At 28.8% G+C, this 16,817-nt stretch carries 15 protein-coding genes and 2 tRNA genes; 14 read left to right on the forward strand and 3 right to left on the reverse strand.

Going from position 1 to position 16,817, the window contains the following annotated elements; translation table 11 throughout:
- Positions 1-100: 100 nt before the first annotated feature.
- From BQ7358_RS05960 to BQ7358_RS05970, 3 genes are read right to left on the reverse strand one after another with little or no spacing between them, the layout of a single operon-like run.
- Positions 101-1,075: a DUF4097 family beta strand repeat-containing protein gene (locus tag BQ7358_RS05960; RefSeq protein WP_072520330.1), complete on the reverse strand. Its 975-nt coding sequence runs from the start codon at positions 1,073-1,075 to the stop codon at positions 101-103.
- Positions 1,076-1,077: 2 nt separating this feature from the next.
- Entirely contained in the window at positions 1,078-1,668 is a 591-nt protein-coding gene (locus BQ7358_RS05965; protein WP_062173882.1) for a DUF1700 domain-containing protein, read from the reverse strand.
- Positions 1,649-1,978 carry a PadR family transcriptional regulator gene (locus BQ7358_RS05970; protein WP_072520331.1) on the reverse strand — a complete coding sequence of 110 codons (330 nt, stop codon included), beginning with the start codon at positions 1,976-1,978 and terminating at the stop codon, positions 1,649-1,651. Before BQ7358_RS05970 ends, BQ7358_RS05965 begins: the two co-directional genes overlap by 20 nt.
- A 253-nt stretch (positions 1,979-2,231) precedes the next feature.
- Between BQ7358_RS05970 and BQ7358_RS05975 the strand changes: the two genes are divergently transcribed.
- The 14 genes from BQ7358_RS05975 to uvrA all read left to right on the forward strand — a co-directional run bounded on the left by BQ7358_RS05975 (position 2,232) and on the right by uvrA (position 16,691).
- A complete protein-coding gene (locus BQ7358_RS05975; protein WP_021752369.1) occupies positions 2,232-3,296 on the forward strand; it encodes an NAD(P)-dependent alcohol dehydrogenase in 1,065 nt (354 codons plus the stop codon).
- A 219-nt stretch (positions 3,297-3,515) separates the two neighbouring features.
- On the forward strand, positions 3,516-4,448 hold the full coding sequence (locus BQ7358_RS05980) for a CobW family GTP-binding protein (protein ID WP_062173876.1): 933 nt from the start codon (positions 3,516-3,518) through the stop codon (positions 4,446-4,448).
- Positions 4,449-4,749: 301 nt separating this feature from the next.
- Positions 4,750-4,825: transfer RNA gene (locus tag BQ7358_RS05985), tRNA-His, on the forward strand.
- A gap of 22 nt (positions 4,826-4,847) precedes the next feature.
- Positions 4,848-4,921: transfer RNA gene (locus BQ7358_RS05990), tRNA-Cys, on the forward strand.
- A gap of 142 nt (positions 4,922-5,063) precedes the next feature.
- Positions 5,064-5,954 carry a phosphate/phosphite/phosphonate ABC transporter substrate-binding protein gene (locus BQ7358_RS05995; protein WP_062173874.1) on the forward strand — a complete coding sequence of 297 codons (891 nt, stop codon included), beginning with the start codon at positions 5,064-5,066 and terminating at the stop codon, positions 5,952-5,954.
- 521 nt (positions 5,955-6,475) lie between these two features.
- A complete protein-coding gene (locus BQ7358_RS06000) occupies positions 6,476-7,312 on the forward strand; it encodes a hypothetical protein (protein ID WP_062173872.1) in 837 nt (278 codons plus the stop codon).
- A 2-nt stretch (positions 7,313-7,314) separates the two neighbouring features.
- Positions 7,315-8,076: an iron ABC transporter permease gene (locus BQ7358_RS06005; RefSeq protein ID WP_072520332.1), complete on the forward strand. Its 762-nt coding sequence runs from the start codon at positions 7,315-7,317 to the stop codon at positions 8,074-8,076.
- A gap of 12 nt (positions 8,077-8,088) precedes the next feature.
- Complete coding sequence (locus BQ7358_RS06010) at positions 8,089-8,862, forward strand: TerC family protein (protein WP_062173868.1); 774 nt, start codon at positions 8,089-8,091, stop codon at positions 8,860-8,862.
- A gap of 220 nt (positions 8,863-9,082) precedes the next feature.
- The gene (locus BQ7358_RS06015) at positions 9,083-9,628 is read left to right on the forward strand and encodes a helix-turn-helix domain-containing protein (RefSeq protein WP_062173866.1); all 546 of its coding nucleotides are present in this window, start codon (positions 9,083-9,085) and stop codon (positions 9,626-9,628) included.
- Positions 9,629-9,640: 12 nt separating this feature from the next.
- Entirely contained in the window at positions 9,641-10,732 is a 1,092-nt protein-coding gene (locus BQ7358_RS06020) for an ABC transporter ATP-binding protein (RefSeq protein WP_062173864.1), read from the forward strand.
- A 2-nt stretch (positions 10,733-10,734) separates the two neighbouring features.
- Positions 10,735-11,553, forward strand: a complete 819-nt coding sequence (locus tag BQ7358_RS06025) for an ABC transporter permease (RefSeq protein ID WP_062173862.1) — start codon at positions 10,735-10,737, stop codon at positions 11,551-11,553.
- Positions 11,553-12,353 (forward strand): ABC transporter permease, encoded by an 801-nt coding sequence (locus BQ7358_RS06030; RefSeq protein ID WP_072520333.1) that lies wholly within the window; start codon positions 11,553-11,555, stop codon positions 12,351-12,353. The genes BQ7358_RS06025 and BQ7358_RS06030 overlap by 1 nt, the downstream gene beginning before the upstream one ends.
- Before the next feature lies 1 nt (position 12,354).
- The gene (locus BQ7358_RS06035) at positions 12,355-13,431 is read left to right on the forward strand and encodes an ABC transporter substrate-binding protein (protein ID WP_062173858.1); all 1,077 of its coding nucleotides are present in this window, start codon (positions 12,355-12,357) and stop codon (positions 13,429-13,431) included.
- A gap of 434 nt (positions 13,432-13,865) precedes the next feature.
- Entirely contained in the window at positions 13,866-16,691 is a 2,826-nt protein-coding gene (uvrA, locus tag BQ7358_RS06040; RefSeq protein WP_062173856.1) for an excinuclease ABC subunit UvrA, read from the forward strand.
- Positions 16,692-16,817 lie beyond the last annotated feature (126 nt).

A 16,817-nucleotide genomic window follows, 5' to 3' on the forward strand; every position in this document is an offset into this window, starting at 1 on the left:
GAATCACTCTCTTTTTTGATTCTGTGTTAAATATGGTGTATAAAAATACTGAGCAAATTTTTTCAAATTAGAAAAGTTTACTTCACAGAGATAGGTACAGTTAATATCCTATAAAATCTATATCTATATTACCACTGGTATTAGTTATATTAAGATTTTTTAAAGAAGAATTAGAATCGGTATTGTTTTTGTTATTTATATTTTTATTAAAATTTTCTTCTTTATCACTAATTTTAGTTTTAATATTACCGGATATATTTTTTAAAGAAAGTTTTTTATTAATTTTAATTTCATTTATAATAATATTACCGCTGGTTGATTCAGAAATAAAATTGTCTATAATATTGTTACTATTCGAAAATTCAATATTGCCGCTAGTTGTTTTAGAATCAATATTTTTGGAAACAATGTTGTCAAATATTATATTACCACTGGTAGTTGTAATATTGGTAGAACCGGAATTTATGATATCTTTTAGCAATACATTGCCGCTAAGGTTATAAATATCTAATTTATTATTTTCTGCTTTTATATTATTTAGCCGGATATTACCGCTTTTACTATTTAAGTTAATATTGTTTGTATTTAACTTTGATAAATTAATATCTCCACTAATATCGTTTATCTGAATATCCTTAAAATGTAGATCTTTAAGTGAAATATTACCGTTGATATTTTTTATAGAAAGATTGACAAGCAGTTCTTTTGGTATTTTTAATTTTATGTAATGATTATTAAAATTAAAGCCAAAATCAAATGAAAAATTAAACCATTTTTCTTTATAGGTATCTTTAATTAATAGAATATCAGCATTTTCTTCTATACTAAAGTAAAAATTTTTTCCCTCACGATATTCAACTTCTATTTTATCACTATTAGAAGGTTCGATATCAATATCTGATTTAGTAACATGAAATTTTAAATTTTTAAGATTTTTTGATTCGATGGCATGATATTTAGGCGGTTTTGTTTCGCCCGCAAGTGGTAATTTATTTCCATTTAAAATAAAAGCTAATAATATTAGTATTATTCCAAGACTGGAAAATATAATCGCTATTTTTAGTAATTTTCTCATAATTAATCAATCTCCTTTTTGAAAACTTTCTCAAATATATATTTAAAAGTCCAGCCATTATTCTTAAATAATTTTCTCAGTTTTATTAAACCGTAAATTATAAAAAGAGAAAAACCTATAGTTATAAAACCGATACCGGCAGTAAATAAGGCTGAGTAAATATTTTCTTCAGAAAAGTAAAATGGTATAGATATAATTATAAGAATTCCCCAGATAAAAAATCCAATAATACCAACTATAAAACCTAATATCATCATGATTAAACAGAAAAATAAACCAAAAGCTATCATTAATAGCGAAAACCAAATTGGAAAGCAAATAATTAATAAAATAATTTCCAATGCTGAAAAAGATTTATTAGGTAAAAATCTCCAAGTTTTATTTTTGGGAACAATTTTATGTTCAACTATTGTCTGGTTTATAATATCATCAATAGTTCCAAAATTACTTATTGCTTCTTCCTCGCTAAACCCATCTTCAACAGCATCATCAATCATTTCATTGAAGTAGTTAATACTTTTTTCAATATCCAATTTTGATAAATACTTTTTTAATTTTTTTCTAAGTAAATAATTAAAAGTTTCTTTGTTCATAACTTTCTTCTCCTAAAATAAATTCATAAGCCTTTTGTATTGCTTGCCAGCTAGTAAGAAAATCATCAATTTTTTTTAATCCTATATCGGTTATCTTATAATATTTTCTTAATCTACCATTATGCTCCACGCTGTAGGATAACACGGAATTATTATTTTCCAATCTTTTTAATATAGGATAAAGAGTAGATTCTGTTATTGGAATTATTAGAGAAACATCTTTTACTATTTTGTACCCATAAGATTCAAAATTTCGTAGTGATGCAAGAACACAAATATCAAGTATACCCCGTTTTAATTGTGTATTCATTGGAATATCTCCTTTCATAGAATATTATATGATACATAGTATTATGTTGTCAATAATATAGTCAAAATAATATAGATAATATACAATAATATTTATTTATATATATTTCAGTATTTTTTTATGATTACAGCTAGTAAAACAAAGAAATCGGTTTATATTTTTTGCGTATTTTTTATGTCAGGCATTAATGTTGAAATTTAATAATAATAATGAGATAATATAGTAACAAACAAAAACAAGGAGGAGAAACATTATGAAAGGATTTGCAATGAAAAAAATAGGAGAAATCGGATGGATAGAAAAAGAACGTCCTAAATGTGGACCAACGGATGCAATTATTCGTCCTTTAGCATTATCTCCATGTACTTCTGATGTTCATACAGTATGGGAAGGTGCAATCGGTGAAAGAGAAGATATGATCTTAGGACATGAAGGTTGCGGTGTTGTTGAAGAAGTTGGAGAAATGGTAAAAGATTTTAAACCGGGAGATAGAGTTATGGTGGCGGCTATTACGCCGGATTGGAATTCTTTAGAGGCTCAAGCCGGTTTTGCAATGCACTCTGGTGGAATGTTGGCAGGATGGAAATTCTCTAACTTCAAAGATGGTATGTTTGGGGATTATTTCCATGTTAATGATGCAGATGGTAATTTAGCACTTATTCCTGAAGGAGTAACTATAGAAGAAGCATGTATGCTTTCTGATATGGTTCCAACAGGTTTCCATGGTGTAGAATTAGCAGATGTACAATTTGGAGATACCGTTCTTGTGGTAGGTATAGGTCCTGTAGGGTTAATGGCAGTTGCCGGAGCAAATTTAAGAGGGGCATCAAGAATTATTGCTGTAGGAACAAGACCAATTTGTCGTGAAGTTGCTAAAAAATATGGTGCAACAGATTTTATAGGATATAAAGATGGAAGTATTGATGAACAAGTTCTAGCATTAACTAACGGACAAGGTGTTGATAAAGCTATTATAGCCGGTGGTGGTGTTGAAACTATGGAACCGGTAGTTAAATGCTTAAAACCGGGTGGTAAAATAGGAAATGTAAACTACCTAGGAAAAGGAACATATATTAATATACCTCGTGTAGAATGGGGCGTTGGTATGGGACATAAACAAATATTAGGCGGTTTGATGCCGGGAGGTAGATTGCGTTTAGAAAAATTAGCACGTTTAATTCAATGTGGAAAACTTGATGTAACTCATCTACTGACTCATAAGTTTTATGGTTTTGATAAAGTAGAAGATGCATTATTGCTGATGAAAGAAAAACCGAAAGATTTGATAAAACCGGTTGTAATATTAGAAAAAGAATAGTTGACAATAATAAGGGGCTGACCCAAAAGCTAAAAATTCTAATAGAATTTACTTATTAGTAGTTAGCCGTAGTGGTTCATTGATTTGGGAATATGCTTAAAAAAGATTTTATTAAATCAATGAACTATTAATGAACTGTATGGGCGACTTGGCAAAATTGATTTTTAACGAAATCATGATTTTAAGTCGCTCTTTTTTTATAAAAGTGGTGGTGAGAATATGAAGATTATTTTAGTTTCCGGTTTCTTAGGTGCCGGGAAAACAAGTTTTATAAAAGAATTAGTAAAACAAACTAAACAAAAATTTGTCATATTAGAAAATGAATTTGGTGAATTAAATCTTGATGCTAAAGAATTGAGAAATGAACTGGAAGTTGATGAGAATATGAAAGTTTGGGAATTAACTGAAGGGTGTATTTGTTGTTCTTTAAATTTAGATTTTACTCATTCTGTTTTAACAATAGCTAATACATTAAATCCTGATTATTTAATAATTGAACCTAGTGGAGTGGCAATGATTAGCAACCTCATAAGAAATTTCAAAAAAATAAGTTACGAGAGAATTGAACTTGGAGCACCTATAGTTATTATTGATGCACAAAATTACAAAAATACATTTAAAAAATATAAAACTTATTTAGATGATCAATTAAAATATTCCAGTGTTTGTGTTTTGAGTAAATCAGAAAACTTAAGTGAGGAAGATTTTTTAACAATAAAAAATGAATTGAAAATCAGAGATAATATAAAATATAATTTGAAACATTATAGTAAATGGGAAAAAGATTTTTGGTTTGAAATTTTGAATATAAAAACTTTAGCAAAAGAAAAAGATAATAAATTAGAGCTTGTTTTTAAAACAGTACAACATGTAAATGGTGCTGAAAAACTAGAGCAACTAAGTTTAGATAAGATAAATATTAATTCTTTAAATACATTATCTTTGATATTATTGCTGTTGATAAGTGGTAAATTTGGAGAAATAGAGAGAGTAAAAGGATATTTTTCAATAGGAGAAAATGGTTTTAAATTTGATGTAGTAGGAGAAAATTATATTATAACGGGTTGTGAAGAAAATTCCGATAGCAAAGTTGTCGTTATTGGAAAAAATCTTGAGAAAAAACAAATAGAAAATCTATTTAAAAATTTTTAATAAAGTAATTAATATATTAAGTGTGACCATTGTTACACTTTATTTTATAACTTTTCATATAAAAATAAAATTTATCTATCTGATGAATTGAAAAAAACAATCTATAGTTGATAATGGGAATATTATAAAAGTATAGGAAAAATTATTAAATTTAGTAAGTGATAAATAAGAAAAAAGTAAGAGAAAATTTTACATAAATAGCTTCTTATTATATCAATTATGGTGTAGATAGTAACGGAAGTAAAAAAATGTCTTGACATTAAATAATAAAAATTGTATAATATAAATTGTTCTGATTACGGCGGCTGTGGCGAAGTGGTTAACGCATCGGATTGTGGTTCCGACATTCGAGGGTTCGATTCCCTTCAGCCGCCCCATTAAAATTTGATAACTGAATAAGGCGGCTTAGCCAAGTGGTAAGGCATGGGTCTGCAAAACCCTGATCACCGGTTCAAATCCGGTAGCCGCCTCCAAGTATTAACATCTTTTTAGATGTTTTTTATTTTTTTCAAAATTATGAATACGTTTAACTTTTTTCTAGCTATCTTTATAGAAATGTGATAGAATAATTTTTGACTGATATAATATATCAAATAATTTTAAGGAGTAATAGTTATGAAACGATTATTGTTAACTATTTTTAGTGTAATATTTATTTTTAGTATTGTTGGTTGTTCAGCAAAACAGGAAAACAAGAAACAGGAAAATAAAGTTATTAAGATGGGGTTTGTTCCGCTTAAAAATAGTGAAAAATTAATTGAAGATGTACAACCTATAGCAGATTATCTGAGTGAAAAACTTGGAGTAAAAGTAGAGGCCTTTACTGCCAGCAGCTATATCGGTGTTGTAGAGGGAATCGGAAGTGGAAGTGTTGATTTTGGTATTATCCCGCCATTTTCTGCATTGTTGGCACAAAAACAAAGTAATGCTGTACCATTATTAACATCAAAAGGTGCAACAGGAAAACCGGGATATTATGCAGATTTATATGTAAGAAAAGATTCTGGAATTAAATCATTGCAAGATGTTAAAGGGAAAAAGGTAGCTTTTGTAGACCCGTCTTCGTCATCGGGTTATATCTACCCGGGTGCAATGTTGGTAGAAGCCGGGTTGGATCTTAGTAAAGATATTACTTATCAATTTAGTGGAGGACACGATAAAAGTTTACAACTTTTATTAAATAAAGATGTTGATGTTATTGGAACTTTTGATGGAGTACCTGAGAAATATGCGAAAGATTTCCCTAATGCGTTAACTGATATAGAAAAACTGAAATCAAGTGATTTGATACCGGGAATTATGGTCACGGCTTCTAGTAAAATGGATAATGAATTACAACAAAAATTGAAACAAGCATTGCAGGATATAGAAAAAGATCCTAAAATGAGTGAATTATTTAAAAAAATGTTTAATATTACAGGTTTTCAAGAAGTTGATAAGGATTCATATAAAAAAGTAGAAGACACAGCTAAAATAATGAATGTGGATTTAGATAAAGTAAAATAATAAATAAAAAGGTTATTTCAAAATAAGATGTTGGCTTAAAAGTTAAAAATTCTAATAAAATTTACTTATTAGTAGTTAGATGTGGTGGTTTGTTGATTTGGCAGTTCGCTTTAAAGAGTTTTTTTAAAATCTAATGAACTATGGATGCCCTGCAAAATTGATTTTCAATCATGATATTTGGGGAATTTATTTTATTTTGAAGTAATTCTTTTTTTGGCTCTTTATCAAATATGAAGTATGGAAAAAATTTCATTCCTATATTTGATAAAGAGCTTTTTCATTAACTAACTTTAAAGTAATAATTGTATAGTTACACAGAAAGTGAATTTTGAGTATCTTAGTAAGATAAAATGAAATATCACAATAATATGGAACAAAAATTTTACGTAATCTTAGGAAGATAATATAAAATAAAAAATTTTATTATTGATATATCATGAGTTTTGACAATGAGTGCAAGCAATGGTATTATAATAAGATAGATAGGAAATAATTTAGACTAACTTCAGGGGAAAAAAGTAGTGTTAGAATTTAATAATTATATAAAAAAAATAAACAAAAATACTTCTTTAGAGTTGGATTTTAAAATTGATAAAGGAGAAATTTTATCAATTATAAGTGATAGCTCGGAAGGTTTAAATATTATTAAAGAATCTTTTCAAAATAGAACAAAATATAAAGGAAATATTCTTTTTGATAGCAAAAAAATAGAAAAAGAAAAAATAATATTTATTGATGATTATGGTTTTTATGGAAATATAACTGTGCTAAAAAATCTGAAACAGATGTTGACTATTTTCAAAATAGGATATAATGCTGAAAAATTAAAAGAAAAATTACAGTTGTTAAGTATAGATGAAAATAAGAAATATAAAAATTTAGAAAAAAAAGAAAAAATAAAATTTCATATTTTATTTTCGCTGCTTATTAAACAAAAATTATTAGTAATAGAAGATATAGATAATTCTCTAACAAAAGAGGATAAAATTGTTATAAAAAATTTGTTGTTAACTGAAAAAAGTAGAAAAACAACAGTAGTTATTTTAGACATAATGTTAAATAAATTAACAGAATTGGCAAATACTGTCATCGTAATTTCTAATTGTGAAAAATCATATTATGGTTTACTGAAAGATTTGTTAATAATAAAAAAATTGGCAGCTGTCACAGTTTCTCATCAAGATGATTTAGAAATTATTCTGCAAGATTATCAATATACAATTTACAATGATGAAGAAATTGTTGTAAGGGAAGAAGTGCTGGAAGATATAGTTTATGAATTATTGAAAAATAATATTGAAGTATATCAGATTAGAAATCTTGGAGAAAAAATAAAATTATATGAAGAAGGTGATTAAAAATGTTACAAATAGAATTTGCAAAAATATTTAAACGAAAATTTAATTATCTTTTCGGGATAATCACCTTACTTATTGGTTCTTTTTTAAGTTATAGATTAAATAGTATCTCCCAGTTTTTTGAAATATCTGAGATTGAAACAATCTTCAATGTGATTATTAAAATTATCTTGGTGCTTGTTATTTTTATAATGGGAATAAACTATATTTATTCATATCGTGAGGATTATAAAACAAAAGTTGTAACTTTATTAGAAGTTAGAAAAGTAAAATCCGTTAGAGATTTTTTCGCAGTGTTTGCTAATTTAGTATATTTTTTTCTTTATAACGTTGTCGTTTTATTAGGAGTTTTTTCTGTTCTTTTCTTAAAGAAAAGGGATATTCTGGTAAAAATAGTACAAGATTTATTGACAAATGGGCATTTATTAGCATATATTGTTCAACTATTTATGTTGTTATTATTTGCTAATTTGATATTTTTATTGGCACTTTCGTTGTTTAATAATACAAATTTGGCAATTTCATTATCATTATTATACTTTATAGGTTCAGGGGTTCTTGTAAAAGTTCTAAGTGAAAGATTGTCTGAAACTTATAGTAATCTTTTAAATAACAGTATTTTTAATGTTTTTGATAAGGCATTTAATAGCTTAGACTATAATGTGACTTTTGAAATAAATACTTTCTTACCATTAGGGTTAAATATAATAGGATTAGTAATAGTAATATTTATAATAAAAATTTTTAAAAAAGTAATAGATTAAAGGAGAGTTTTAATGGATTCGCAGGTTTTAGTTCAATATGCAATTGTATTATTTAGTTTGATTATATTGGAAGGTTTGTTATCAGCTGATAATGCCATTGTTCTTGCGATAATGGTAAGGCATCTACCGCTAAAAGAACAAAAACATGCTTTAATGTACGGATTAGCTGGAGCGTTGTTTTTTAGGATAATTGCCATTTTTTTAATTACCATTTTAGCACAGTATTGGGAAATTCAGGTAATAGGTGGTGTGTATCTAATTTACATGGCTATTAGTCATATAAAGGAATTTTTTGATAAAAGAAAACGTCCGGAAGAACACCACCATGAAGAAAAAAAACCTAAAAAACAAAGTGGATTTTGGCTAACGGTACTAAAGGTTGAGTTAACGGATATCGCATTTGCTATTGACTCGATTTTAGCAGCAGTTGCCATAGCGATAACATTACCTCATATTTCCGAGACGGCAATAGGTGGAATTAATTTAGGGCAGTTTCTGGTAATGGTAATAGGTGGTTTTATTGGTGTTATTATTATGAGATATGCAGCTAATATTTTTATAAGGGTACTTGAAAAAAAACCGGGTTTAGAAATTGCAGCATTTCTTATTGTTGCGTGGGTAGGTATAAAACTATTTGTTATAGCAGCGGCTCATCCGGCATTAGCATTGATTCCTGAACATTTTCCTCATTCAACATTATGGACTATAATATTTTGGGCAGTATTATTAGGATTATTAATCTGGGGTGTATTAATATCGGATAAATTTGAAACAAAAAGAATTTAAAAATGAAAACTTAAGCGACAAAAATTGCTTGAGTTTTTTTGTGTGATTTTTTATAAACTACTTGATTTTCTTTTGAAAATATCGTATTATATATTTTGTGTTAACAATATTATTAAACTTGATGTTTAATAATAAAAAACTTTAATAACAATAAGTTTACTATTATAAAACTTTTATAAATATGAGTTTTATAATAGTAAAATTTATGGAAGGATTTAATATGTATTCAATTGGTGAAAGATTAAAAAGACTCAGAATTCAAAAAAATCTAACACAAGAAGAACTTGGGGAACGAACTGATCTTACAAAAGGTTATATTTCTCAGGTAGAAAGAGATTTAGCATCGCCATCTATGGAAACTTTTTTTAACATATTAAAAGTATTAGGATGTGCACCGAAAGATTTTTTCGATAAAGAAAGTGCAAGTCAAAAAGTATATTACTCATTAGATGACCAAACTAGTTATGCAGAAACTGATGAGGGGTACGAGCTTAAATGGTTAGTGCCGGAATCTAATGAAAAAGAAATGGAATCTTTAATACTGACTTTAGAGAGTGATAGCAGTTATAAAACTTTCGATCCGTCAGAATCAGAAACGTTGTGTTATGTTTTGAGAGGAAAATGTAAATTAATGCTTGGTGATGATGAATTTATAGCTAAAGCGAATGAATCATTTTATTTTTTGGCTACATCAGAACATCGATTATCAAATCCGTTTGATGAAAAATGTGAAATTCTTATAGTAGCGACAAATTCATATTTATAAAAGGAGAGAAAAATGACGAATATTGTGGAATTTAAAAATGTATCAATGGCTTTTGGGGATATGAAAGTACTAAAAAATATTGATTTAGAAATAGAAAAGGGTAAATTTTATACTTTGTTAGGCCCAAGTGGTTGTGGGAAGAGTACCATTTTGAAATTAATCGGAGGATTTCTTAGTCCGACAACAGGAGATGTTTTACTGGATAATAAAGTGGTTAACGATTTGCCTGCTAATAAGCGTCATGTAAATACTGTATTTCAAGATTATGCACTGTTTCCTCATATGAATGTATATGAAAACGTAGCTTTTGGTTTGAAAATAAAAAAGATAAATAAAGAGATTATAAAGAAAAAAGTAAAAAAAGCACTTAAACAAGTAAATTTATCAGGTTTTGAAAAGCGTGATATTAATGAAATGAGTGGCGGACAAAAACAACGTGTTGCTATTGCACGTGCTATTGTTAATGAGCCTGAAATTATATTGCTTGATGAATCCCTATCAGCACTTGATTTAAAGTTGCGACAAGAGATGCAGTATGAATTGCGTGAACTTCAACAACAAACAGGAATTACGTTTATTTATGTGACTCATGATCAGGAAGAGGCATTAGCGATGAGTGATTATATTTTTGTAATGAATCATGGGAAAATAGAACAAAGCGGGACACCGTTAGATATTTATGATGAACCCGTTAATCGTTTTGTAGCTGATTTTATTGGAGAGTCTAATATCGTTAATGCTGTTATGTTAGATGATTATTTGGTAGAAATTTACGGGAAAGAATACGAATGTGTTGATGCCGGTCTTGACAAAAATAAACGCGTTGAAGTTGTAATCCGACCGGAAGATTTAGAAATTACAGCGGAGGATAAAGGAAAAATCAAAGTACTTGTTGATACACAATTATTCCGTGGCGTACATTATGAAATTTGCTGTTTAGATGATCAATATAACGAATGGATTGTTCATTCGACAAAAGCTGCAAAACCGGGGAGTGCCGTAAGTTTAAATTTTGAACCGGAAGCAATACACATTATGGTACCCGGAGAAACTGAAGAAGAGTTTGATGCACGACTTGAGTCGTATGAAGAAGAGGAGGAATAAAAATGTTCAATAAAAAAACACGTTCATTTTTTATGATTCCTTATATAATGTGGCTACTATTATTTGTTGTTTTTCCTATCTTACTTATTGTATATTATTCATTTCATGATATAAGCGGTAATTTTACATTTAGTAACTATAGTATATTCTTTAGCAGCACTTATGTTTTAATGACGTTATATAGTTTTTGGTACGCATTTTTAATCACAATTATATGTCTTATTATAAGTTACCCACTCGCATTTATTATTAGTAAAAGTAAATATAGTGAATTGCTTTTACTATTTATCATAATGCCGACATGGATTAATATTTTACTAAAGACGTATGCTTTTTTAGGTTTATTCGGTGAATATGGGACTGTTAACAGTTTTTTAGAATATCTTGGGGTTGGTACGCAGAGTTTGTTGTTTAACTCATTTAGTTTTGTTTTTGTATCAAGCTATATTTATTTACCGTTTATGTTATTACCGATATATAATTCAGTAGTCGGTATTAATAAAAATTTAATTGAGGCATCATATGATCTTGGAGCAGATTTTAAAACAACATTTAGGAAAGTTATCTTTCCATTAAGTATTAATGGTGTAAAAACCGGTATTCAAGTAACATTTATACCGGCATTATCATTATTTATGATTACACGTTTAATAGCCGGTAATAAAATTATTAATCTTGGAACGGCGATTGAAGAACATTTTTTAGTAACTCAAAACTGGGGACTTGGTTCAACGATCGCAGTATTTTTAATAGTTGTAATGGGGATTATTATGATATTAACAAATACAAAAGATAAGACAAGTATAGGAGGTAGAAAATAATGAAATTAGGCTCTAAAATATATTTAGTAACTATTTTTGCTATTTTGTATATTCCGTTGATTTATTTAACATATTATTCATTTAATGCCGGAAAAACGATGATTAATTTTGATGGTTTTTCTCTGGTTCATTATACGGAGTTATTTAAAAACAGTCGTATGCTTGTAATTGTTATTAATACAGTGGTAGTTGCATTGTTGTGTGGATTGTTTTCAGCAATTTTTGGAACATTGGGAGCGTTGGGAATTTATTCTTTAAAATCAAAAAAGAGACGTAACAGCTATCTTGTTGGAAATAATATTCTAATTATCAGTCCGGATGTGATTATTGGGTGTTCATTTTTATTAATGTTTACATTTATTTCAAAACAATTTGGTATTGATAATATCCAAGGTTTTTGGTCAGTATTATTATCACATATTGCTTTTAGTATTCCGATTGTTGTATTAATGGTACTACCAAAATTATATGAAATGCCACATTCTATAGTTAATGCGGCGATTGATCTCGGGGCAAATTATAAACAAGTATTAAGTCAAATAGTTATTCCATATATTACTCCGGGGATAATGGCAGGTTTTTTTATGGGGTTAACTTATTCACTTGATGATTTTGCTGTAACATTTTTTGTAACCGGAAATGGATTTCAAACATTATCAGTAGAAATTTATTCAATGGCACGTCAAGGCATAAGTCTTCAAATCAATGCTTTATCAACAGTATTATCAGTTTTTGTAGTTGTAGCGGTATTAATTTACTATATCTTGAATACAAGTAAATTAAAAAGGGAGGTAAAGTAGCATGAAAAAATTATTAATGACAGCTTTATCCATTTTGATAATTTGTATTGGTTTGTTATACAGTCGTTCATTTATTGACAGTTCAGGTGGTAGTGATAAACAAACATTGACAATTTTTAATTGGGGTGAGTATATTGATCCGGAACTTATTAAGGACTTTGAGAAAGAAACAGGAATAAAGGTTGTTTATGAAACTTTTGATTCAAATGAAGCGATGTTGACAAAAATCCAATCCGATTCAACGCCTTATGATATTGTTATACCATCAGATTATATGATTAAAAAGATGAAAAAATTAAATCTTCTTAATAAAATAGATAAAAATAAATTAGAGAATTTTGATACTCTTGATCCAAAATTACTTGATAAAAGTTTTGATTATAATAATGAATATTCAGTACCCTATTTTTGGGGTACGGTAGGTATTCTTTATAATAAAAACAAGGTGCCAAAAGATTTGAAATTTGATAAATGGAATGATCTTTGGGATAATAGATTACAAAATAATATTTTATTAATTGACGGGGCAAGAGAAATGATGGGTATTGCTTTGCAATCGGAAGGAAATTCTGTTAATGATACAAATGAGGTAAATTTGAATCTTGCTGAGAGAAAACTGGAATTAATGCACTCGAATATTAAAGCAATTAATGCTGATGAGAAAAAAATGTTAATGATAAATAATGAAGCGTGGGTGTCAGTAGTTTTTTCAGGAGATGCCTCAGCCATTATGTCGGAAAATGATGAATTGGAGTATTCTGTTCCTAAAGAAGGAACAAACTTATGGTTTGATAATATTGTTATTCCAAAAACTTCAAAAAATGAAGAGGCAGCATATAAATTTATTAATTTTATGTTAAAACCGGAAAATGCTGCAAAAAATGCTGAATTTATAGGTTATGCAACACCAAGTTTGGCTGCTAAGAAACTGTTACCGAAAGAAGTGACGGATGATGAAGAATTTTATCCAAACTTGGATACATTTGGAAAAGTTGAAGTATATGAAGATTTATCACCAAAAATGTTACAATTATATAATGATCTGTTTTTAAAATTTAAAATTAATAACAGGCAGTAGATGGCTGAGGCGATGTGCTTCAGCTTTTTATTATGATTTGAATTATATACAAAATATTATTTGTTGCTAATTCTATAATGGTGTGGCAACCTCAAGAATTCTCTTTAATTCTTAGGTTTATGAGTGCCTTTAGCACGAATAAATCTTAGAAGTAAAGTATGAAACAAGAACTTGAATTTCAAGGAATGTAGTGACGATGAAATTCTTAGTTCCTACTGCTAACGTACACAGTGGATTTCTTAAGGCTCACCTGAGCTTATAATCTCAGGTGAAGCCAGTATTTCACAGCAACAAGCCTAATAGCAATGTTTGTAAAATAATATATAAATAAGTTTCTTAGTCCTAACTATGTATTTGTGATATAATTATATAGTTGACTGTTTTCGAAGAAACTAAATTTTACGGTCGATAATAATTAGTATTCGAGGTAAACAATGCAAAGAAAAAATAAGATAATAATACAGGGTGCAAGAGAGAATAATTTAAAAAATATTGATTTAGAAATACCGAGAGATAAATTTGTTGTTATAACAGGGCTTAGTGGAAGTGGGAAAAGCTCGTTGGCATTTGATACAATTTATGCAGAAGGGCAACGTCGTTATGTTGAAAGCCTTAGTGCATATGCGCGACAATTTCTGGGAAATATTGAGAAACCGGATGTCGATTTGATTGAGGGCTTATCGCCGGCAATCTCAATTAATCAAAAAACAACATCAAAAAACCCACGTTCAACAGTTGCAACAGTTACAGAAATTTATGATTATCTTCGTTTATTATACGCACGTATAGGAGAAATTTATTGCCCGAATCATCATATTAAAATTGAAAGTAGTTCCATTAGTCAGATTGTTGATTCCGTTATGGCAATGCCGGAAAAAAGCAGAATACAAATAGTAGCACCTGTATTAAAAGAAAAAAAAGGGACGCATAAAAAATTAATAGAAAAGTTAGCTAAGGACGGGTATATACGTTTTAAAATAGATGGAGAAAACTATGAAGTAGATGAAATTCCTGAACTTGATAAAAATAAGAAACATTCCATTAGTGTAATTATTGATAGACTGGTAATAAAAGAAGGAATAGAAACTAGATTGGCAGATTCTCTTGAAACGTCATTAAATCTTTCTAATAATGATTTAGTAGAGATAGATGATGTAAGAGAAAATATAACACAACTTTATTCAACAAAGCATAGTTGTAAGTTCTGTGATTTTGCACTTGGAGAACTGGAACCGAGAATATTTTCATTTAATAATCCACAAGGTGCTTGCCCATCATGTGATGGTCTTGGAATACATGAAACTGTTGATGTAAATAAAGTTATTAAAAAAGATTTATCAATAGAAAATGGTGCAATAGTCGTTTATAATAATGCCACAAGTACATATTATCCGAGTCTGATACAATGTGTGTGTAATCATTTCGGAATTGATATGACTATTCCGTTTAACCGATTACCAAAAGAAAAACAAGATATTATTTTGTATGGAAATGACAAAGAAGAAATTACTCATACTTATATCAATGATGAAGGCGTTAAACGTTCTCGTATAATATATTATGAAGGTGTTGCCAATAATATATTTCGTCGTTACAAATCAGGTATGACAAAAGCAACACGAGAAGCAATGTCAAAATATATAAAAGAAGATTTGTGTACCAGTTGTAAAGGACAAAGATTGAAGCCGGAAATCTTATCAGTGTATGTCGCTAAAAAAAATATTGCTGAAATATGCGAAATGTCTATTAAAGAAAGTTATGAATTTTTTAATACTATTCAATTAAGTGAAAAAGATTATACTATTGCAAAATTGGTATTAAAAGAAATTAGGGCGCGACTGCAATTCCTTAATGACGTAGGATTGGATTATTTAACATTAAATCGTGCTTCCGGAACACTGTCCGGCGGAGAGGCACAACGTATTCGATTGGCAACTCAAATAGGTTCAAAATTAATGGGTGTTACTTATATTTTGGACGAGCCATCTATCGGACTGCATCAACGAGATAATGAAAAACTAATAAATACGATGTTATCAATGCGTGATTTAGGGAATACGGTTTTAGTAGTTGAACATGATGAAGATACTATGTTAGCGTGTGATTATATTGTTGATATTGGACCAAAAGCCGGTGAAAACGGTGGGGAAGTTGTAGCAGTAGGAACTCCACAAGAAGTAATGGCTAATTCAAAATCTATTACAGGTGCATATTTATCGGGGAGAAAGAAAATAGAAGTTCCGAAAAGAAGAAGAGAAGGGAATAATGAATTTATTACCGTCAAAAAAGCTAGAAAGAATAATTTAAAAGATGTATTTGTAAAATTTCCGCTGGGTAAATTTATCGGAGTAACTGGAGTTTCCGGGAGTGGTAAATCAACATTAGTTAATGAAATACTATTTAATTCTGTTAAAAGTATTTTAAATAAAGAAGAAATAGATACGACAGTGGTTGAATCAGTAGAAGGTGTTGAGAAAAACATAGATAAAATAATTGATATAGATCAAAGTCCGATTGGAAGAACACCAAGAAGTAATCCTGCCACTTATACCGGTGTTTTTGATGATATAAGGGATTTATATGCAAGTACCAATGAAGCGAAATTACGTGGATATAAAAAAGGACGTTTTAGTTTTAATGTTAAAGGTGGACGTTGTGAAGCGTGTACGGGTGATGGTATATTGAAAATAGAAATGCACTTTTTACCAGATGTTTATGTACCATGCGAAGTATGTAAGGGTAGCCGCTATAATAGAGAAACACTGGAGATAAAATATAAAGGTAAAAGTATAAGTGATGTATTGAATATGACAATAAAAGAGGCATATGAATTCTTTGAAAATATTCCTAAGATTAAAAATAAACTGGAAACACTTGTTAATGTCGGACTTGATTATATTCGCTTAGGGCAAAGTGCAACAACACTTTCAGGAGGTGAAGCTCAAAGGGTAAAATTAGCTAGTGAATTATACAAAAAATCTACAGGTAAAACTTTGTATATATTAGATGAGCCAACTACAGGATTACATATTGATGATATTAGCAGATTGATAAAAATTATTGATAAACTGGTTGATGGAGGTAATACTGTTATAGTTATTGAGCATAACCTTGATGTAATTAAGTGTTGTGATTATTTAATCGACTTGGGACCGGAAGGTGGTATTGGTGGGGGAACAATTCTTGCCGAATGTACACCGGAACAGTTAATTGAAAATAAACAAAGTTATACCGGTAAATTTCTGAAAAAAATGTTATAGCTATGGTTATGTTAATAAAAAAATTGAATATAAAATAAAAAATATTAAAAATATATTTTTCTTTAAAAAAAATTATGGAAACTTAGGTAATATGCTGTAACTTAATAAAAAAATGTGAAGAATTGA

Origin of the sequence: Gemella massiliensis (assembly GCF_900120125.1) — a bacterium.
Lineage (GTDB): Bacteria > Bacillota > Bacilli > Staphylococcales > Gemellaceae > Gemella > Gemella massiliensis.